Origin of the sequence: Bacteroides sp. 1_1_14 (genome assembly GCF_000162515.1) — a bacterium.
Taxonomy (GTDB): Bacteria; Bacteroidota; Bacteroidia; order Bacteroidales; family Bacteroidaceae; genus Bacteroides; species Bacteroides thetaiotaomicron.
Genome location: NZ_GG774713.1, coordinates 24,047 through 44,147 on the forward strand (window position 1 = coordinate 24,047; position 20,101 = coordinate 44,147).

General features: G+C 43.2%; 16 protein-coding genes and 1 pseudogene. 10 read left to right on the forward strand and 7 right to left on the reverse strand.

From position 1 onward, the window contains the following. The first annotated feature begins 66 nt into the window (after positions 1 to 66). Positions 67 to 807 carry a potassium channel family protein gene (locus HMPREF9007_RS02230; RefSeq protein WP_008763558.1) on the forward strand — a complete coding sequence of 247 codons (741 nt, stop codon included), beginning with the start codon at positions 67 to 69 and terminating at the stop codon, positions 805 to 807. Positions 808 to 1,132: 325 nt separating this feature from the next. On the opposite strand, the gene glsA is transcribed toward HMPREF9007_RS02230, so the two are convergent. Continuing rightward, positions 1,133 to 2,098, reverse strand: coding sequence for a glutaminase A (gene glsA / locus HMPREF9007_RS02225; RefSeq protein ID WP_008763559.1), 966 nt, complete (start codon positions 2,096 to 2,098; stop codon positions 1,133 to 1,135). Between the two features lie 8 nt (positions 2,099 to 2,106). Then, positions 2,107 to 3,552 (reverse strand): glutamate decarboxylase, encoded by a 1,446-nt coding sequence (locus HMPREF9007_RS02220; RefSeq protein WP_008763560.1) that lies wholly within the window; start codon positions 3,550 to 3,552, stop codon positions 2,107 to 2,109. Positions 3,553 to 3,582: 30 nt separating this feature from the next. Between HMPREF9007_RS02220 and HMPREF9007_RS28115 the strand changes: the two genes are divergently transcribed. Beyond that, positions 3,583 to 3,777 (forward strand): hypothetical protein, encoded by a 195-nt coding sequence (locus HMPREF9007_RS28115; protein ID WP_016269929.1) that lies wholly within the window; start codon positions 3,583 to 3,585, stop codon positions 3,775 to 3,777. A 34-nt stretch (positions 3,778 to 3,811) separates the two neighbouring features. Here HMPREF9007_RS28115 and HMPREF9007_RS02215 read toward each other — a convergent pair whose 3' ends face one another. Beyond that, complete coding sequence (locus HMPREF9007_RS02215; protein WP_008763561.1) at positions 3,812 to 4,315, reverse strand: RNA polymerase sigma factor; 504 nt, start codon at positions 4,313 to 4,315, stop codon at positions 3,812 to 3,814. A gap of 253 nt (positions 4,316 to 4,568) precedes the next feature. On the opposite strand from HMPREF9007_RS02215, the gene HMPREF9007_RS02210 reads away from it, so the two are divergent. Together HMPREF9007_RS02210 and HMPREF9007_RS02205 are read left to right on the forward strand one after the other, a co-directional pair. Next, entirely contained in the window at positions 4,569 to 5,801 is a 1,233-nt protein-coding gene (locus tag HMPREF9007_RS02210) for an MFS transporter (RefSeq protein ID WP_008763562.1), read from the forward strand. 6 nt (positions 5,802 to 5,807) lie between these two features. Further along, a complete protein-coding gene (locus HMPREF9007_RS02205; protein WP_016269927.1) occupies positions 5,808 to 6,728 on the forward strand; it encodes a DMT family transporter in 921 nt (306 codons plus the stop codon). Between the two features lie 77 nt (positions 6,729 to 6,805). On the opposite strand, the gene HMPREF9007_RS02200 is transcribed toward HMPREF9007_RS02205, so the two are convergent. The 3 genes from HMPREF9007_RS02200 to HMPREF9007_RS02190 all read right to left on the reverse strand — a co-directional run bounded on the left by HMPREF9007_RS02200 (position 6,806) and on the right by HMPREF9007_RS02190 (position 9,047). Then, complete coding sequence (locus HMPREF9007_RS02200; RefSeq protein WP_008763564.1) at positions 6,806 to 7,198, reverse strand: HIT family protein; 393 nt, start codon at positions 7,196 to 7,198, stop codon at positions 6,806 to 6,808. A gap of 52 nt (positions 7,199 to 7,250) precedes the next feature. After that, a complete protein-coding gene (gene greA / locus HMPREF9007_RS02195; protein ID WP_008765198.1) occupies positions 7,251 to 7,715 on the reverse strand; it encodes a transcription elongation factor GreA in 465 nt (154 codons plus the stop codon). Between the two features lie 180 nt (positions 7,716 to 7,895). Continuing rightward, positions 7,896 to 9,047 carry a TlpA disulfide reductase family protein gene (locus HMPREF9007_RS02190; RefSeq protein ID WP_008763566.1) on the reverse strand — a complete coding sequence of 384 codons (1,152 nt, stop codon included), beginning with the start codon at positions 9,045 to 9,047 and terminating at the stop codon, positions 7,896 to 7,898. A gap of 195 nt (positions 9,048 to 9,242) precedes the next feature. On the opposite strand from HMPREF9007_RS02190, the gene pnp reads away from it, so the two are divergent. The 5 genes and pseudogenes from pnp (at position 9,243) to HMPREF9007_RS02165 (ending at position 18,360) form a co-directional block, all read left to right on the forward strand. Next, positions 9,243 to 11,369, forward strand: a complete 2,127-nt coding sequence (pnp, locus tag HMPREF9007_RS02185; RefSeq protein WP_008763567.1) for a polyribonucleotide nucleotidyltransferase — start codon at positions 9,243 to 9,245, stop codon at positions 11,367 to 11,369. A 141-nt stretch (positions 11,370 to 11,510) separates the two neighbouring features. Continuing rightward, positions 11,511 to 12,071 (forward strand): RNA polymerase sigma-70 factor, encoded by a 561-nt coding sequence (locus HMPREF9007_RS02180; protein WP_016269926.1) that lies wholly within the window; start codon positions 11,511 to 11,513, stop codon positions 12,069 to 12,071. Between the two features lie 105 nt (positions 12,072 to 12,176). Then, positions 12,177 to 13,116, forward strand: a pseudogene (locus HMPREF9007_RS02175) (FecR family protein). A 209-nt stretch (positions 13,117 to 13,325) separates the two neighbouring features. Next, entirely contained in the window at positions 13,326 to 16,697 is a 3,372-nt protein-coding gene (locus HMPREF9007_RS02170; RefSeq protein WP_032850765.1) for a TonB-dependent receptor, read from the forward strand. A 64-nt stretch (positions 16,698 to 16,761) separates the two neighbouring features. Next, entirely contained in the window at positions 16,762 to 18,360 is a 1,599-nt protein-coding gene (locus HMPREF9007_RS02165) for a SusD/RagB family nutrient-binding outer membrane lipoprotein (RefSeq protein ID WP_008763570.1), read from the forward strand. Between the two features lie 721 nt (positions 18,361 to 19,081). Here the strand turns inward: HMPREF9007_RS02165 and HMPREF9007_RS02160 are convergent. After that, positions 19,082 to 19,396, reverse strand: a complete 315-nt coding sequence (locus HMPREF9007_RS02160) for a hypothetical protein (RefSeq protein WP_008763571.1) — start codon at positions 19,394 to 19,396, stop codon at positions 19,082 to 19,084. Positions 19,397 to 19,606: 210 nt separating this feature from the next. Here HMPREF9007_RS02160 and HMPREF9007_RS02155 point away from each other — a divergent pair, with 210 nt between their 5' ends. Next, positions 19,607 to 20,086: a helix-turn-helix transcriptional regulator gene (locus HMPREF9007_RS02155; protein WP_008763572.1), complete on the forward strand. Its 480-nt coding sequence runs from the start codon at positions 19,607 to 19,609 to the stop codon at positions 20,084 to 20,086. Positions 20,087 to 20,101 lie beyond the last annotated feature (15 nt).

Sequence of the window (20,101 nt, forward strand, 5' to 3'; positions counted from 1 at the left end):
CTTTCTTAGATTGTTTCTAAGCATTATAAGTTACATAAGAATCATTTTATTATAAATTAAGTAGTTATGAAATCAGCGCTTTCCGATTTTATTCTGGGGAAAAAGGGAATTTATGGCATTCTCCACATTATTATATTGTTAATGTCTCTTTTTCTGGTTATTAGTATTTCGATTGATACGTTTAAAGGGATTCCTTTTTATACACAGTCCTCGTACATGAAAATCCAGTTGTGGATCTGCATCTGGTTCCTGTTCGATTTTGTACTGGAGTTTTTTCTGGCAAAGCATAAGTGGCGTTATATACGGACGCACTTTATCTTTTTGCTGGTGGCGATCCCTTATCAGAACATCATTGCGTATTACGGGTGGACCTTTTCTCCCGAAGTCACTTACCTACTCCGGTTTATTCCTTTGCTGAGAGGGGGGTACGCATTGGCCATCGTAGTGGGCTGGCTCACCTATAACCGGGCTTCCAGCCTGTTCGTCTCCTATCTGACAATGTTGTTGGCAACGGTCTATTTCGCCAGCCTTGCCTTCTTTGTCCTTGAACATAAAGTGAATCCGTTGGTCACAGATTATGGAGACGCTTTGTGGTGGGCATTTATGGATGTGACTACCGTCGGGTCGAATATAATCGCGATGACGACCACCGGAAGGGTACTTTCCGTGCTGTTGGCAGCTTTGGGAATGATGATGTTCCCGATCTTTACAGTCTATATTACGAATCTGATTCAGCAGTCTAATCAAAAGAAAAAGCAGTATTATGCGGAAGAGGAAGAAAAGACGGCGCCTGCACAGGGGACATAATCCTTTTTTATAAGGTCAGACTCATATCAGTATCGATTTGTATTGGAATGATACACAGTGCGATATGAGTCTCTATATTCTCAACGTGTTCTCATACCTTTGAGAAAAAATTCTCACCACAATGAGAAAAAATACTCATGCCTTTGAGAAAATATTCTCACTGCAGTGAGAAATTTTTCTCATTGCAATGAGAATATCAGTGTTCAAGTACATTGTTTTTTTGAATAGAGTACTTAAGGAAAATAGAAGTAAGATATTGATAGTAGAAAAGGTTACTACCCCCTTAAAGGATAGCAACCTTTTGTTTTTCTCATAGAGCGATAAACTAGTCGACTACGATCAAGTGATTGTCACTGAATACATTCAGTCCCAGTTTATTCATGACATATTGGATAGCCAATTGTGCTTTTACCGAATTGCCTGCACCATCCAAAGGAGGAGCGAATGCGGCAATACCGAACTGTCCGGGCAATACGCCCATTACACCACCGCCTACACCGGTTTTAGCCGGAATGCCGGAGGTATACATCCAGTCTCCTGTATGCTCGTAGAAACCTACGGCAGCGATCATTGCAGTGATCTTGGGAGCGAGGCTGGCATCGAATACTTCTTTCTTTGTCACCGGATTCACACCACCGTTGGCGATTGTCCCGGCTGCCACAGAAAGCTGCAAGGCCGTTACTCCCAATGAGCATTGGCGGGTATACAGGTCCAGCGCCATATCCGGATCATCATAGATACGGTTGTAGTTCTTCAGCAACCACGCAATGGAACGGTTGTTAAAGTTCGTATCCGATTCGGATTTGTACAATTCATCAATCAGTTGGGGAGCGCTGCCGCATAAATCGGTCACGTTCTCTACGATGGCATCCCACTTCTTGGCAGAGTCGCCGATAGGTTTTACCATACTGCAGGCTGAGATGGCACCGGCGTTTACCAATGGAGTAGACGGGTGGTCATTTTCCAGCAGGATAGCGATGATTGAATTGAAAGGCAGGCCCGTTGCGTCAGCTCCGATCTTGTCTAATATTTCTTTGGCACCATATTGGCGCAGTGCAAGGATGGCCGTATGTACTTTGGATACGGATTCGATGCCGAAGCGGTAGTCAGTATCTCCCACATGGATGGTCTGCCCGTTGAGCAGGCAGACACTGATTCCAAAGAGATCTTTGTTGACATTGGCCAGATAAGGGATATAGTCGGCATTCTTACCGCCTGTATTCGTTTTCACCTGATCGTATGCCTCCTGTACCACTTCTTTCAATTGAGCGAGTGTTACTTTTTTGTCCATAGATCAATTTATTTTTTTACGGTTTTATGACGACGACCACCGTGATTGAACATCTTGGCTTCTACCGGAAGATTTTTTTCCTGAGCCATGCGGGTAGGAGTCGGGAAATCAAGTTTTTCCAGTTCGGCAATTGCATTCTTGATATCACCCAGCAACATATCTGCCATATCGCGGCTGAATCCCTGGCGAACAACTACACGCATTACTACATAATCTTCCAATTTGGAAGGCAATGTATAAGCCGGAACCATCCAGCCGTGCTGAGACAGTTTATCCTGCAAATCGTACAATGTCCACTTGGCTGTTTTTGCATATTCCGGTTTCAGATACCAGATGAACAATGGGTTCACTACATTTTCGGAGTAGTTGACGAACGGAGCCATCTTGGCGATTTCACCGTGGATGTATTTGGCAATCTGCAAAGAATTATATTGTACTTCCTTGTAACCTTGGAATCCCAAACGGATGAATTGATAATATTGTCCCAGAATCTGAGCGGCAGGACGAGAGAAGTTCAAGCCGACCTGAGTAATGTTGGCACCCAGATAGTTGACGCTGAATGACATTTCTTCGGGCAGATATTCTTTGCCTTTCCAGCAAACCCAGCCAAGTCCCGGATATACCAGACCGAACTTATGACCGGATACACTGATAGAAAGTACCCATTTCAGACGGAAATCCCACTTCGTATCCGGATAGAGGAACGGAAGAATGAAACCACCACTGGCGGCATCTACGTGGATAGGAATGTCATAACCGGTTTTGGCGTTGTAAGCGTCGAGAGCTTTGTCCAGTGCTTCAACGTCATCGTTCAGTCCTGTCCATGTAACACCTTGGATAGGTACAACACAGATAGTGTTTTCATCACACATTTTCAGCGCTTCTTCGGGGTCGAGAGTGGTCTTTTCAAGAGTCAAAGGCACTTCACGCATTTCGATCTGCCACAGTTGCGCGAACTTTTCCCATACAACCTGGAAACCTGTTGAGATAACGAAGTTAGGTTTGTCAAACGGTTTACCTTGAGCTTGTCTTTTCTTACGCCAGCGCAACCATGCAGCTACACCGCCCAGCATACAAGCTTCGGAAGAACCGATTGCCAATGCACCGGTTTTCCATGTATCTTTTTCCGGAGAGTTCCACAAGTTGGCGACGATGTTGATACATTTGCCATTCATTACGGCGATACGAGGATATTCGGTTTCATCAATATAGTTGATGTTGATTGCCTCATTCATCAGCTTGGTAGCGTAATCGTCCATATAGGTGGTTACGAAAGTAGCTAAGTTCAAGCGTGGCTGAGTCTGGGCAAATGTTTCATCTTTAACCATCTGGTAAGCGACTTCAGGGGTGGTTGGTCCATCAGGAATTCTTTCTACCGGAGAGGGTTGTAACATTCTGTCTGAACCGAATACGTCGGTTTTTGCATCACCTTTTCTGAAATTTAAATCTTCCATACTAATTTGTTTTTTTAAAGGTTTAGGGCGATGGGGATTTTCCCCGTCGAATTTCCCTCAACAACAGCAGATGGTTTTGAAAGTTTTCGGCTTTTACATTATTTGGCGTTTATTAAGGGGCGGCTTTGGGGCAGGCGTAAGGCGGTGGGAACGGAAATAAAAAAGGCAAGAAGGGGTTGTTTCCCTCTTGCCTTTGGCTATTTGCTGACAACTGGCAGCTTATAGTTATCTGATACCTATTGAATTGTGTTGTTAAGGTTTAGCGGAAGTCCTTCAGTTCTTCCTGCAGTTTTTGGCGGGTGAAGAATATGCGGCTCTTTATCGTACCTAACGGCAGGTTCAGCTTTTCCGCGATTTCGCGGTACTTGAAGCCGGAAACATGCATGGCAAACGGCACTCTGTATTCTTTGGGTAATGAATTGACTACACGGTGCATCTCTTTCAGGTCATAGGCTTTTTCGGTGCTTTCAAACCCTGTGTCCTGCGGTAAATTCAGGTGGTAAAGGTTGTCCGTCCGGTCAATGAATGTCTGGTCACGAACTACTTTGCGGTAGTTGTTGATAAAGATATTGCGCATGATGGTATACATCCATCCTTTAAAATTTGTGTCAGGCATATATTTATCTTCATTGTCTAATGCTTTTAATGATGTTTCCTGCAACAAATCGTTTGCTTCTTCGCGGTCGGTTGTCAGCTTATAAGCGAAACGGAGTAATTCGTCCTGTACTCCTACTAAATCTTTTCTGAAGCTTACACTTTTCATATACGTTGCTTTTTAAATTGTGAATATTCGTTGTTAAATTTCGATGATGCAAGTTTACGGGATTTTTTTAAGTACGGCAGGGGTGAAACTGACGGAATTTAACCTAAAAACTGTCTACGGATAGTTTTTAGGTCATAATCTGATAGTTTTTGGGTGTTTTTCACCCGTTTTTTGAATATTCACTGTTGTCTCATTTGAACTTTATAAGGTAATCATTGTTTTCATCAGACCTAAACTTTTAACGAACCGGTATATGAAAATACAAACTGGGAGGGGAACAATACCTCTTATCACTTTAATAGCTATCTGGTCTATCTCGGCATTGACCTCTTTGCCGGGGCTGGCTGTTTCGCCTATATTGGGCGACCTTACCAAAATTTTTCCGAAAGCAACCGACCTGGATATTCAGATGTTGACTTCGCTGCCATCGTTGTTGATTATCCCTTTTATCCTTTTGGGCGGTAAACTCACCGAGAAGGTCGATTTTGTCCGTATCCTGAAAATCGGACTCTGGCTCTTTGCAGCAAGCGGTATCTTGTATCTGATCTCCAATAAAATGTGGCAGTTGATCGTTGTGAGTGCCCTGCTGGGTATCGGCTCCGGACTGATTATTCCTCTGTCCACGGGGTTAATCTCAAAATATTTTGTGGGTACTTATCGGGTGAAACAATTCGGATTGAGTTCTGCCATTACCAATTTTACATTGGTGATAGCTACTGCCGTGACCGGATATCTGGCGGAAGTCAGCTGGCATTTGCCGTTTTTGGTCTATCTGCTCCCGTTGATTTCTATTCTGTTGGTTGGTCACTTAAAAGAAAGTCAGTCTGACGCTGCCGTCAAACCTTCTTCTCAAAGTACCGCGCCATCCGGACAAACGGCTGCCGTAGATACCGGAGGAAGTAAATATGGAATCCATATCAAGCATCTGCTTCAGATCATGCTTTTCTACGGAGTGACGACTTTTATTGTGCTGGCAGTCATATTCAACCTTTCTTTCCTGATGGAGAAACACCATTTCTCCAGTGGCAATTCGGGACTGATGATCTCGCTTTTCTTTTTAGCGATTATGGCTCCGGGTTTCTGTCTGGACAAGATAGTGGATGAACTGAAAGAACGTACCAAAGCATACAGCCTCCTGTCTATGGCTGTGGGGCTGGCGCTGATCTGGATTGCCCCGATCGAATGGCTGATTATTCCGGGATGTATCCTGGTCGGTTTGGGATATGGCATTATTCAGCCTATGCTGTATGATAAAACGACGCATACGGCACTGCCTCAAAAGGCGACAATGGCATTGGCTTTTGTGATGATGATGAATTATCTCGCCATCTTGCTCTATCCTTTTATTATAGATTTTCTCCAAAATCTGTTTCATACCCAGTCGCAAGAGTTTCCTTTTGTCTTCAACTTGTTGATAACTATTGTCACATTCTTCTGGGCTTACCTGCGCCGCGATACCTTTTTGTTTAACGATCAACTGAAATAAAAAAAGATGAAGAATAAGAAACTGGAAGCCAATCTGAGTATGGCTGTATCAAAAATATTCAGCGGTTTGAATATGAATGCCCTGAAGTATCTGCTTCCCCTATGGATGAGCCCGTTGACAGGTGCGACACTTCGTTGCACCTTTGCCGCCGCTGCATTTTGGGTGATCGGATGGTTCATGCCGCCGGAAAAGTCATCCGCCAAAGACAAATGGCTGCTTTTCCTGTTAGGGGCATTCGGACTGTACGGCTTTATGTTTCTTTATCTAGCGGGATTGAGTAAAACGACTCCTGTATCCAGTTCCATATTTACCAGTCTGCAGCCTATCTGGGTGTTTCTGATTATGATTTTCTTTTATAAGGAGAAGGCGACATGGAAGAAAATTCTTGGAATCTCAATCGGACTGGTCGGTGCACTGGTCTGCATCCTGACCCAACAGAGCGATGATTTGGCCTCCGATGCTTTCATGGGAAATATGCTTTGTCTGATCAGTTCTGTCGTTTATGCTGTCTATCTGATTTTGAGTCAGCGCATCCTTTCTTCTATCGGAGCAATGACTATGTTGAGATATACATTTTCCGGTGCGGCGGTCTCCGCTATTATCGTGACATTTATTACGGGATTTGATGCGCCGGTGTTCTCTATGCCGTTCCATTGGACACCTTTCCTGATATTGATGTTTGTACTCATATTTCCGACAACGATCAGCTATATGTTGCTTCCGGTCGGTCTGAAGTATCTGAAAACAACAGTCGTCGCGATCTACGGTTATCTGATTCTGATTGTTGCGACCATTGCCTCTCTGGCTCTCGGACAGGACCGTTTTAGCTGGACGCAGACGTGTGCCATCATTTTTATTTGTATCGGTGTTTATCTGGTTGAGGTGGCCGAAAGCAAAGACAAGTCGCCGGACCCCTTGAAGAAATAATCATATATAATGTATGATATGAAAAAAAAGCGGGCGCCCTTCTCAGGGTGCCCGCTCACTTATGTCGTCATCATGTTTTATAGAGAGGAGCTGATTGCTTGCGCAATGGATTTAAATTCTTCATCCGATAATTTCAGCTTCGGATTGGAGAACAACATATCCGATTCCTTCTGAATAGGAATTAAGTGGATATGGGCATGCGGTACTTCCAGGCCGATAACCGCTTCGCCTACCTTTTTACAAGGGAAGGCTTTTTCGATGGCACGGGCTATCTTCTTTGCGAATACGTGCATTGCTGCGAGGTCTTCGTCACTTAAATCGAAGATGTAGTCTACTTCCTGTTTGGGGACTACCAGCGTATGTCCCTTTACCAATGGATTGATATCAAGAAAAGCAAAAAAACGATCGTTTTCCGCTATCTTGTAGCAAGGAATTTCGCCTGCGATGATTCTACTGAATATTGTTGCCATAATCTTTGATAGATAAAAGAAGGCAAGCCTCACACGGAGACCTGCCTTTCTGTTAAATTGATATGTTTACTACTTCTAATGCAATTTTACCCTGTGGTACGGTAATTTCTGCAATATCACCTACTTTCTTGCCAAGCAGACCTTGTGCAATCGGGGTGTTTACGGAAATCTTGCCTTCTTTCAGGTTAGCTTCGCTTTCGGAAACGATGGTATAAGTCATCTTCATGCCATTCTTGACGTTCTTCAGCTCCACTTTGTTCAGAATCTGTACAGAGTCTGTCTTTAGTTTGGACTCGTCGATGATCTTGGCATCTGCAATGACCGTTTTCAATTTGTTGATGCGCATTTCAAGCATCCCCTGTGCTTCTTTGGCTGCATCATATTCTGCATTTTCCGACAAGTCGCCTTTATCCCTTGCTTCGGCTATAGCCGCAGAGATTTTGGGGCGTTCCACTGTTTCCAGTTCCTTTAATTCTGCCATTAACTTTTTGTAACCTTCTTCTGACATATAAGCCATGATGTTTTTCCTCCTTTTATTTAAAATGGTCATATAAACAAAAAAGAATTCCAACATGGCACATGTTGGAACCCTCTCTTCAATTATTTCTCTGCAAAGATAGACTTTTAAGTGATATCTGTCAAGTGAAAAATGATGCTATGTAACATATTTAAATGAAATATGCTAAATTATAACAACTTAGAGTAATGACTTGACGGATGCTTCGAGGTCTTTGATGTCTTCGCCGCGGAGCTTCAGTTCGTTGTTCCGGTTGATCAGGAAGATGGATGGAACCTGGCGAACATTATATACAGCTACGTTGGTCGAGTAGACACCGTTGCCGTCACGTACGCAAACCCAGGGCAGGTTGCCTGCTGCGGTTTTCCAGTAGTGCTCGTCTGCGTCGAGAGATACCTGATAGATTTCCAGCCCATCCTTTGCGTATTTATTATATAGTTCGCGAAGCATCATATTGTGAGGAGCTCCTGCCGGTGACTGGAATACGGAGAAATCCAGCAGCACTACTTTCCCTTTCAGGTCGGTCAGTTTGCGGGTATTTCCTTTCACGTCACGCAGGGCGATGTCGATAATACCGGTCTCGATGATCTTGTCCTGTGGAATTTCCAGAGACTTGCTCTGTGGCTGACGGGTATTTTTCATCCCTTTGATTACGATATTATATAGATTTTTTGAACGTACAGCATCCGGATATGTATTGTTGAGGCTGGTAGCGACAGCTGCAAAACATTTTACATCGTCCTTGTTGTTCAGCGGATCGAAGATCAGATAGTCATTCAGCTTTTGGAACAGGGCGAAGTAAGCGGCTGCCGTGTTGGGAGCTGCGAATATATAATTCACTTTGACGTCCTCCTTATAGTTCTTCAGCAGTGTTGCGAGGTTCTCTTCAAACGTATCGTGTCCCAGTTTGTTGGCACGCAGCGCATTCAGTTGCTCGTCCACATTCTTTTGAAGATTGATTTGTTTCAGCGTCAGTTCCTTTATCTTACTGCTGTTTTCAGATCCTTCTACCGTGTAGGCGGTAGAGAAATCAACATATGGAGCGTTGATCTGTAGCGTTTCGATAGAATCCACAGAAAAGTTGATGACTTTGTTGTCTACCCGCAAGCGATAAAACTCGGGTGATTCGGGGCGGGGTTGTTTAAACTTGAATGTACCTTCTCCTTTCAATTTAACCGAATCAAGCGGAACAATACCTTCCAGACCGGAAGCTTCGAGATAAAGCATTTTCCCGTCGGCCCCTGATATGTCTCCGTTCACTTCAAACTCAGGACCGGAACTACAAGCTGTAATGGTAAGTGCGGCAAGCGCTACAAAAGTTATCTTTTTCATATCTCGTGTGTTTTTTAAGAGTTGCAAATATACGTCTTTTCGAGATTACTCAAAGCTTTTTGCCTGCTTCTTCACCTCTATTTTGCAAAAAAAACATATAGCGTCTAACTTTTTAGCTCATTTCCACCTGATTACAACGAGAAATGTATATCTTTGCAGGAATTTTGAAAGAAAAGTATAGATAAAACAATTTTTATGATTAACCCAATTGTTAAGACGATCGAGTTACCTGATGGAAGAACCATCACACTCGAGACGGGAAAGTTGGCAAAACAGGCAGACGGTTCTGTAATGCTACGCATGGGAAACACCATGTTATTAGCTACTGTTTGTGCCGCTAAAGATGCAGTTCCCGGAACAGATTTCATGCCTTTGCAGGTAGAGTATAAAGAAAAATTTGCGGCATTCGGCCGTTTTCCTGGTGGCTTTACCAAGAGAGAAGGTAGAGCTTCCGATTATGAGATTTTGACTTGTCGTCTCGTTGACCGCGCTCTCCGCCCACTATTCCCTGATAATTATCACGCAGAAGTATATGTAAATATCATCCTTTTCTCTGCTGACGGTGTAGATATGCCGGACGCACTGGCCGGATTGGCAGCTTCTGCAGCACTCGCTGTTTCAGATATTCCTTTCAACGGACCGATCTCGGAAGTACGTGTAGCACGTATCGACGGTCAGTTTGTAATCAATCCTACTTTTGACCAACTGGAAAAAGCTGATATGGACCTGATGGTTGCCGCTACTTATGATAACATCATGATGGTAGAAGGCGAAATGCACGAAGTATCTGAAGCTGAACTGCTGGAAGCAATGAAGGTAGCTCACGAAGCTATCAAAGTGCATTGCAAGGCTCAGATGGAGCTGACTGAAGAAGTAGGCAAGACAGTGAAACGTGAATATAACCATGAAGTAAACGATGAAGAATTGCGTAAGGCAGTTCGTGAGGCTTGTTATGACAAGGCTTATGCAGTAGCTGCTTCCGGAAATAACAACAAGCACGAACGTTTCGATGCTTTTGATGCTATCCGCGAAGAGTTCAAGGCTCAGTTCTCTGAAGAAGAACTTGAAGAAAAAGCTGCGCTGATCGACCGTTACTATCATGATGTAGAAAAAGAAGCGATGCGTCGTTCAATTCTTGACGAGGGCAAGCGCCTGGATGGTCGTAAGACTACTGAAATCCGCCCGATCTGGTGTGAGGTTGGTCCTCTGCCCGGTCCTCACGGATCTGCTATTTTCACTCGTGGTGAAACTCAGTCTCTGACTTCTGTCACTTTGGGTACGAAGCTCGACGAAAAGATTATCGACAATGTATTGGAACACGGAAAAGAACGTTTCCTGCTGCACTATAACTTCCCTCCTTTCTCTACAGGCGAAGCAAAAGCTCAACGTGGTGTAGGCCGTCGTGAAATCGGTCACGGTCACTTGGCTTGGCGTGCCTTGAAAGGACAGATTCCTGCTGACTATCCATACGTAGTACGTGTTGTTTCGGAAATCCTCGAATCTAACGGTTCTTCTTCTATGGCTACCGTATGTGCCGGAACATTGGCATTGATGGATGCCGGTGTGAAGATCAAGAAGCCGGTATCGGGTATTGCTATGGGACTGATCAAGAATCCGGGCGAAGAAAAATATGCTGTATTGTCTGACATCCTTGGTGACGAAGACCACCTCGGAGATATGGACTTCAAGGTAACCGGAACAAGAGACGGTATCACTGCTACTCAGATGGATATCAAGGTAGACGGTCTGTCTTACGAAATTCTGGAACGTGCTTTGAACCAGGCTAAAGAAGGACGTATGCACATCCTTGACAAGATCACCGAGACAATCGCTGAACCGCGTGCTGACCTGAAAGACCATGCTCCTCGCATTGAAACAATGACTATTCCTAAAGAATTTATCGGAGCTGTAATCGGCCCTGGTGGAAAAATCATTCAAGGTATGCAGGAAGAGACCGGTGCTGTTATCACTATCGAAGAAACAGACGGTATGGGACGCATCGAAGTTTCCGGAACCAACAAGAAATGTATTGATGATGCAATGCGCATGATCAAAGCAATCGTTGCTGTTCCTGAAGTAGGCGAAGTATATAAAGGTAAAGTTCGCTCTATCATGCCTTACGGTGCATTCATTGAATTCCTGCCGGGTAAAGACGGTTTGCTGCACATTTCCGAGATCGACTGGAAACGTCTGGAAACAGTGGAAGAAGCCGGAATCAAGGAAGGTGATGAGATCGAAGTGAAACTGATCGACATCGATCCGAAGACAGGAAAATTCAAACTTTCAAGAAAAGTATTGATGCCAAGACCGGAAAAGAAGTAAAAAAGCAGATAGCTTTTAGATAATGTGATAGCCCGATTACTCAGTATTCGGGCTATTTTTTTGTCTATTATTTTGCTTTTCTGCGAAAATATGTGTTCTTTTGTACGAACTAATGAAAATAGCCTGTAAATCTTATGCGTGATGCACCAAACGAACAACATATCTTCTATTCAACTTTTTTCTGAATTCTTTCATGAGAATCAAGAGAAGTTTTTGTCGTTTGCCTATTCTTATATAAGAGACAGGCAGGAGGCGGAAGATATATTGATGGAGTCAATGATTACTCTGTGGGAAAACAGGGATAAGTGGGAAGAAGATTCCAATCTGCACGGTCTGCTGCTGACTATCATCAAAAACAAAGCGCTCAACTATCTGGCACATCTGCAGGTGCGTCTTCGGGCCGAAGAAGAGATAAATAGCCATAGCCAGCGGGAACTGGACCTGAGAATCTCTACACTGGAAGCCTGCGAACCGGATGCGATCTTTGATTCGGAAATACAGCATATCGTACAGAAAGCATTGAAACGTATGCCGAACCAAAGCCGGCAGATTTTTATATTGAGCCGTTATCAAAATACTCCGAACAAAAAGATAGCGGAACAACTCGGCATTTCCGTCAAAAGTGTGGAGTTCCACATCACCAAAGCATTGAAAATTCTGCGTACCGAACTGAAAGATTACCTGGTTTCTATTCTTTTTTAAAAATAATCGCATTTTTCGTTAGGGTTGTTCAAGGCTGACCTGTTTTATATATAGAAGGGAGAGAAAAAGCCTTTCTATAAATATAAATAGGAAAAGCCAATATCTATGAACCAGGATTTACTACATAAATATTTTAAGGGCGAGACTTCTGTCGACGAAGAAAAACGCATTCTTAACTGGGTGGACGAATCGGAAGAAAACCGGAAGACATTGCAGAAAGAACGTATGCTGTTTGACATCGCCCTTTTTACTGACTCTAAGAGAAAAATGAGAGAGAAAGCAGGCGCGGGCGCTCGCATCATTCCCATGTTAAGGTGGAGTGCCCGTATAGCTGCTGCTGTAATTGTAGCTGTCAGTTGTGGATTTCTGATTAATGAATATCGGTATGATAAATTGGCACAGTTGCAGACGGTCACTGTTCCTGCCGGTCAACGGGCACAGATTACGCTGGCGGACGGAACCAAAGTCTGGCTGAATTCTGAATCGACGCTGAGCTACAGATCTGACTTCGGGCGCCGCGACAGAGATGTGGAACTGGACGGAGAGGCTTACTTTGAAGTAGCGAAGAATAAGGAGATACCTTTCTACGTAAATACGGAGACCAATCAGGTCAGAGTGGTAGGCACTCATTTCAACGTCTGCGCTTATAAAGGAAGCAATGAATTTGAGACTACCTTGGTAGAGGGCATCGTTGATATTTACGCTTATGACAATGAACGTCCGCTGACCCGCCTGACTAAGAATGAATTCTTCGGTTCCTATCAGGGAAAATATAAAAAAAGCCGTTCTGCCTTCTTATGATTATCTGCGCTGGCGGGAAGGTCTGTATTGCTTCGACGATTCTCCTTTCAGTTGCATCCTCACCAAGCTGGAGAAATATTATAATGTGAAGATCACCGTAGAGAATCCGAAAGTGCTGAATTATCGCTGTACGGGCAAGTTCAAGGAACAGGACGGCGTTGAACACATTCTCAAGGTTATCCAGAAAGATCACCCGTTTACTTATTCGATCAGTGAAGAAGGAGACAGCATCCGGATAGAATAAAGCCAGAATAAAAATTAAGATGAATAACTGAGCTCAATGATATACACCTTAAATTAGTACTAACCCTTTAAAAACATAATGATTATGAATAACAGTCAATAAGTATACCCCTTACCGAAAAAGAATCGGAAAGTACCCCCATACTTCCCGATTCGAAACAGTCAAAAATCGACCTTAATCAATTTATTAACTTAACACGTTGCAAAGATATGAGAAAAATTTCTTTGAAAGGGCTTTTTTGCCCAAAAAGTTTAGAATCTAAGCAAATAATACTGACTATGAAGATCACATTATTCCTTCTTCTGTTCGTAACATTCCAGGCTTATTGTGAGAATGGATACTCTCAGAGTGCTAAAATAAGCATTCCGCGTTCGACTCTGAAAGTAAGCGAATTGCTTACCCAGATTGAGTCTCAGACCGACTATTTGTTTGTCTACAATAAAAAAAGTGTCGATACCAAGCGGGTAGTTAATGTAGATGCTACCAATCAGCCGGTATCCGAAATACTCGATAAGGCTTTTGAAGGAACAGGTATCCATTATGTGGTGGAAGGCAATAATATCGTGCTGACCAAGAACATAACGGAACATGCATCCACACAGCAACAGAAACAAATTACGGTGAAAGGTGTCGTGACCGACATGAGAGGCGAGCCTATCATTGGCGCCAGTGTCGTGGAAAAAGGTACGACGAATGGTACAATCACCGATTTGGACGGTAACTTTACTTTGAAAGTGCCAAGCGACGCTATCATTAATATCACCTATGTAGGTTACCAACCACAGAGCCTCTCTGTCAGCGGACAAACCACTTTCAAGATCAAGATGGAAGAAGAATCGATGGCACTGGAGCAGGTAGTGGTAACTGCTATGGGTATCAAGAAAAAAGCCGCCTCGCTGACTTATTCTACCCAACAGCTCGGAGGCGACGAACTGACCCGTGCCAAAGACCCCAACATGATTGCCGCCCTTGCCGGAAAATCGGCAGGTGTGCAGATCAGCAAGAGTGCTTCCGGTCTGGGAGGTTCGGCCAAAGTATCTATCCGTGGTATCCGTTCGGCCAACGAAGACGGAAATAACCAGCCGTTGTATGTGATTGACGGTGTGCCTATGCTCAATAGCACCACAGAATCCGTATCTACTGTTATGGGTGGTAAGAATGACGGTGTCAACCGTGATGCAGGTGACGGTATCTCCAATCTGAATCCGGATGATATTGAAAGCATGAGTATTCTGAAAGGTGCCTCTGCTGCTGCATTGTACGGTTCGCAGGCAGCCAACGGGGTGATTCTTATTACGACTAAGAAAGGTAAAGCAGGAATCCAGAGAATTACTTACTCATCCGGTCTGACAGTTGATCATGCGATCAGTTTGCCGGAATTTCAAAATAGTTATGGAGCGAAAGCCGGTTCAAGCTGGGGAGAAAAGGAAAATGTGAAGGACTATGATAATGCCGGAAACTGGTTCAGCAATGGAGTGACCGCTATCAACTCGGTTTCTGTGATGACCGGTAATGAGAAACTGCAGACTTACTTCTCTTATGCCAACACGACCGCCAAAGGTATTGTCGACTCCAACAAATTGCGTAAGCACAATCTGACTTTGCGTGAGAGTGCTTCTCTTTTCAATGACCGTCTGAAACTGGACGCCAATGCTAACCTGATGGTGCAGACTATTAAAAACTCTCCTACTTCCGGAGGTATCTATCTCAATCCGTTGGTGGACGTTTATGGTTTCCCGCGCGGACAGGACCTGAGCGAATATGCCACTAATTTCGAAAAGTTCGACGAGAATCGTAATATGCCCGTACAGAGCTGGTTTACCACTCCGAGCGAATGGACACAAAACCCATATTGGGTAAAGAACCGTATCTTGAACAACAATAAGCGCTACCGTGCATTGGCCTCCCTGACTGCTAATCTGAAAGCAACCGACTGGCTCAACCTGCAAGCTCGTGGAAATGTGGATTACGTCAGTGATAAGTTTGACCAGAAAATGTATGCGAGCACTTCTCCTGCCATTGTAGGAAATAACGGCCGCTATGTATATGCCGACACACAGAACTTCCTGATTTATGGTGACGTGATGGCTATGTTCAACAAGCATTTCGGTGATTTCTCCGTGAATGCCGCTTTGGGTGGTAGTATTAATGTGCAGACCGAGAATTCATTGACATTGGATTCCAAGACAGCTTCTTTGTACAAACCCAACTTGTTCACTGTTCCCAATATTGTAATGAACACCAGTGCTTCTGCCGAGCAGGTGATTGACCGCAGACGTACAATTCAATCCGTATTCGCAACGGCACAGGTAGGATGGAAAGACGCATTGTTCCTCGACTTGACAGCACGTAATGACTGGTCGTCCACGTTGTCACATACCAATAGTGTGGACAAAGGATTCTTCTATCCTTCTGTAGGACTCTCCTGGGTGATCAACGAAAGCTTTAAATTACCGCAATGGATTTCTTTCGGAAAGATTCGCGGATCATGGGCGCAGGTAGGTAACGACTTACCGATTGGTATTACCAATTTGTCCGATATCATCGGGGCCGGAGGAAAGTTGCAGGCAGTAGACGTATATAACAGAGGTGACCTGAAACCGGAAATCAGTAACTCTATTGAATTTGGTCTGGAATGGAGACTGTTCAACAGCCGTGTTGATTTTGATTTTACTTACTATAAGACAGATACTAAGAATCAGTTGCTGAAAGTTCCGACCAGTGCGGGTGAAGATTATGCATACCGTTATATCAATGCAGGTAAGATTCGCAACAAAGGATTTGAAATCACATTGGGAGCTACTCCGGTGCTGACCGAAGATTTCCGTTGGAAAACGACTTTCAATTATTCACAAAACCGTAATAAGGTAGTCGAACTGGCTCCGAATTATACTTCCTTCGTATATGGTGACCCGGGTTTCTCTATGGCATATATGATGCAGATTAAAGAAGGCGGCTCTTTGGGAGACATCTATGGAAATACGTTCGCACGTGACGAACAAGGTAAGATTAAGGTATCCGATGAAGGCAAACCTATTTCAGAGTCAGGTAATAAAACATATCTGGGAAATTGTAATCCGGACTTTCTGTTGAGTTGGGCTAATACCTTCACTTATAAGGGTTTCTCTCTGTATTTCCTGATCGATATGCGCAAAGGCGGTGATGTCATGTCTCTGACACAAGCTACATTGGACGGCAGAGGGGTAACGAAGGCTACGGCTGAAGCACGTGACAGAGGTTATGTGGAAGTTGACGGAACAAGATTTGAAGATGTAGAAGGTTTCTATTCAGTAGTAGGTGACCGTAACGGTATCTCCGAGCGTTATATGTACAGTGCGACCAATATTCGTTTACGCGAATTATCTCTGAGCTATTCGTTCCCGTCTACTTTGCTGGCCAAGACTAAGGTATTCACCGGTATTGATGTATCATTGGTGGGACGTAACCTGTTCTTCTTCTACAAAGATGCTCCTTTCGATCCGGATGCTATCTTGTCTGTAGGTAACACTAATCAGGGAGTTGATGTATTCGGTATGCCGACAACCCGTAACATTGGTTTCAACGTTAAATTTACATTCTAACTTTAAAGCAAGCGAATTATGAAAAAAAAATCTATATATAGCGAATCTGTTAGTAGCCGGACTGATGACATTTACCGGATGTACGGATGGTTTTGAATCAGATAATGCCAATAAAGCCGGATATACGCCTGAACTTCAGGAATATGATCTTCAGAAATATGTGCTGAACCTCGGCGTCATGCAGCAGGGTATTTACTTTAATTACGATTGGGGAAGAGGTACCGACTGGACTTTCCAGACTATACAGAATCTGGGTCATGATATGTTTGCCGGATATTTTCACGATATGAACAACAGTTTCAATGACAAGAACTCTGTATATGCTTTGAATGACGGCTGGACAGGCTCGGCATGGACATATACTTATGGATATATAATGACCGCCGCTCAGAAATCGGAGAAGATCAATCAGGAACAGAAAGGTTTGCTGGGAGTGACCAAAATCCTGAAAGTCGAGTTGATGCACCGTATAGCTGATACTTATGGCCCTATTGTCTACACTAAATTCGGACAGGAAGAGGGTGATAATGTCGATAGTCAGGAAGCCGCTTACCGTCAGTTCTTCAAAGATTTGGACGAAGGAGTCAAACTGATCAACGAATATAAGAAAGCCAATGCCGCTCTCGAACCTTTTGCTGCTGCCGATATTCTGATGCCGGCAGGCAAACGTACACTGTCACAGTGGGTGAAGTTTGCAAACTCTCTCCGCTTGCGGCTTGCAATCCGTGTATCGATGAGTGCCCCTGATCTGGCGAGAGCAGAAGTTGCCAAAGCGATGGATGCAACTGCCGGTGGCGTGTTGGAGAGTGCGGATGAAACAGTTGCCGTTTCTACCGAAAGCGGTTATAAGAATCCGCTGGGAACAGTCAATGAAGGCTGGGGAGAAGTATTCATGGGTGCTACGATGGAGTCTGTTTTGGTAGGATATAATGATCCGCGACTGATTAAGTATTACTCGAAAGCGGAAGGTGGTGATATAAAAGACGAAAAGGGTAATTTGATTATTGCCGAAAGAAATAAGATTGCCGGTACTTATAAAGGTGTTCCCCAAGGAACAGGAGTTACTGTAAAAGACGAAAACCGTTACCGTCTGCATTCCAAGAGTACGATTACCAAACAGACCGATGCTATCTTGATGACTGCTGCCGAAGTATGGTTCCTTCGTGCTGAGGCTGCCTTGCGTGGATTTACTTCCGAAAACGTGAAAGACTGCTACGAGAAAGGTATTACGGTTTCCTGTCAGCAATGGGGAGTGAATGTAGGCGATTATCTCACAAGTGATGCTACTCCTTCCGATTATGTCGATGCCTTCGAAGCAAAATATGATGTGAAAGCGCTGATTAAAGTGACTCCGAAGTGGGATGGAGGTGCTTCTCCGGAAGAGCAACTGGAAAGAATCCTTACACAGAAGTGGATTGCTTGTTATCCTGAAGGCTATGAGGCTTGGACAGAACAACGCCGTACAGGTTATCCGCAGTTGTTCAAAGTCTTTGTGAACAATAGTGGTGGAGCTATCGATACCAACATACGTATTCGTCGCTTGCCATATCCGTCAGACATTCAAAAAAACAATCCTACTCAATATTCTGCTTTGAAGAAAGCTTTGGGAGGTGAAGATAACGGTGGAACTCGCCTCTGGTGGGATACTGGTAGAAATTTCTAGAGGTTTATAAATATTAGGTGTAACTTTTTTTAATTCAAACTTGTTTTCTCCGTGTATTAGGCAAAAAGTAGAGGAGAAAGATTGTGGGGGAGTGAAGTCAAGGGGGGGCTTCGCTCCCCTTTTTTTAATAAGTTTTTATGGGAGTTATAGAAAAAGCATTATAGTCATGGTTATATTCTTCAGTTTATTATTTTCTTCCATCATCAGATTCCTGAAAACTGCAAAGGAATGAACTAAACAGTAGTACACAATAGTAACTCCATTCTCCTCCTTCCCGAAGGAGGAGAATGGAAGATAGAACCGACTATCATTTAGTTTAAAACCGTGCGGAAATGAGCTATACGAGTTTGGACATGAACATAAACTCTATAACATTACCGATAGAACTCTATGTGGTTAGATCTCAATGACTTATAGTTTCCTGTCATTTCTTGTAATGGAAACTGTCGTTTCCCGGTGAGGGAACGGGCGTTCCTTTTAATGGAAACGACCGTTCCTTTTAAAGGGAACTGGCGTTTCCTCCGAGGAAACCAACGCTTGCCCCATATGATACTGATACTTGAATTATATGGACTAACAATTTAGCGTATAACTGATTCGGATATGAAGCTTTCCGCTGTTTGGAGTTGATGTCTTTATTTTAAAAGGGACGACCCCTTCCTTATAAAAAAGAAAGAGGCCGTGGGGATAAAAAAAGACTGGTGGGGTATTTATATATAGATTAGGATTTATTGTTTTTGCTTAGATGTTGGGTGAATATCTCTTCTGACTGATATTCTTCTGCTATCTGTTTTATTCTTTCATCAGTTTGATCTAATATGTAATTTAGTTCTGTTTCGTCGAAACAATCTCCTAAGTGTATGGGAGTATGTAGTAAATCTGAATTCTGATTTGTTTCTGTTGCTAATTGTTGTCTATGAACTGTGACTTCAATTTCTCCCTTTTCATCTGTAGTGAAAAGTAAGTTGTATTTTTCTATCAAGGCAATGAATTCTTTTAAGAACTTGTATTCTGTTTCGGTCAATACTTTTATCATATTTGTTCGTTTGGTGTTTATTTTATACTTGGCAAAGTTCTAATTTCTTTTTGAACTTTAGAATGAAAGTAATATGATTTTTATTCCATTTGCTAAGTTGGAATATTCCTTTTATTCATATTACCACATCTATTCGTTTTTTTCGTATATTTGCTTCGAGCGAAACTTTTCATTTGTATATTTGTTGGATTTTAAAAAGAAAAAAGAATCATGGAAGCAGAAGAATTAACTGTTGGGAGAGTTCATCATGGACATAACATACGTCGTTTTCGTATAGAAAAGAATATGAATCAGGAGGTTTTAAGCCAATTAGTACATTTATCACAATCAGCAGTATCTAAATATGAGCAGATGAGAGTGATTGATGATGAAATGTTACACCGCTTTTCACGGGCATTGGATGTTCCTTTCGAGTATCTGAAGAGTTTGGAAGAGGATGCGCAAACGGTGGTGTTTGAAAATAATACGGTGAATGATTCGGAACAATATACAGGTGGAGCAAAGATTAGTTTGGGTACAGTTAAGTCTTATACAGAAGATAGTGACAATAGTGTTGATAATAGAGTGAATAACTTTAACCCTATCGAAAAAATCACTGAACTCTACGAACGTCTGCTGAAAGAGAAGGATGAAAAGTACGCAGCACTGGAACGTCGTTTGCAAAATATAGAGCAGAGCTTGCAGAAATAAAGAACAAATATAATG

Coding starts and splice junctions, on each gene's coding strand:
- HMPREF9007_RS02205 (WP_016269927.1), top strand. CDS start 5,808: ATGAAGAATAAGAAACTGGAAGCCAATCTGAGTATGGCTGTATCAAAA.
- HMPREF9007_RS02220 (WP_008763560.1), bottom strand. CDS start 3,552: ATGGAAGATTTAAATTTCAGAAAAGGTGATGCAAAAACCGACGTATTC.
- HMPREF9007_RS02210 (WP_008763562.1), top strand. CDS start 4,569: ATGAAAATACAAACTGGGAGGGGAACAATACCTCTTATCACTTTAATA.
- HMPREF9007_RS02230 (WP_008763558.1), top strand. CDS start 67: ATGAAATCAGCGCTTTCCGATTTTATTCTGGGGAAAAAGGGAATTTAT.
- HMPREF9007_RS02160 (WP_008763571.1), bottom strand. CDS start 19,396: ATGATAAAAGTATTGACCGAAACAGAATACAAGTTCTTAAAAGAATTC.
- HMPREF9007_RS02215 (WP_008763561.1), bottom strand. CDS start 4,315: ATGAAAAGTGTAAGCTTCAGAAAAGATTTAGTAGGAGTACAGGACGAA.
- HMPREF9007_RS02165 (WP_008763570.1), top strand. CDS start 16,762: ATGACATTTACCGGATGTACGGATGGTTTTGAATCAGATAATGCCAAT.
- greA (WP_008765198.1), bottom strand. CDS start 7,715: ATGGCTTATATGTCAGAAGAAGGTTACAAAAAGTTAATGGCAGAATTA.
- glsA (WP_008763559.1), bottom strand. CDS start 2,098: ATGGACAAAAAAGTAACACTCGCTCAATTGAAAGAAGTGGTACAGGAG.
- HMPREF9007_RS02180 (WP_016269926.1), top strand. CDS start 11,511: ATGCACCAAACGAACAACATATCTTCTATTCAACTTTTTTCTGAATTC.
- HMPREF9007_RS02155 (WP_008763572.1), top strand. CDS start 19,607: ATGGAAGCAGAAGAATTAACTGTTGGGAGAGTTCATCATGGACATAAC.
- HMPREF9007_RS02170 (WP_032850765.1), top strand. CDS start 13,326: ATGAGAAAAATTTCTTTGAAAGGGCTTTTTTGCCCAAAAAGTTTAGAA.
- HMPREF9007_RS02200 (WP_008763564.1), bottom strand. CDS start 7,198: ATGGCAACAATATTCAGTAGAATCATCGCAGGCGAAATTCCTTGCTAC.
- HMPREF9007_RS28115 (WP_016269929.1), top strand. CDS start 3,583: ATGGGGATTTTCCCCGTCGAATTTCCCTCAACAACAGCAGATGGTTTT.
- HMPREF9007_RS02190 (WP_008763566.1), bottom strand. CDS start 9,047: ATGAAAAAGATAACTTTTGTAGCGCTTGCCGCACTTACCATTACAGCT.
- pnp (WP_008763567.1), top strand. CDS start 9,243: ATGATTAACCCAATTGTTAAGACGATCGAGTTACCTGATGGAAGAACC.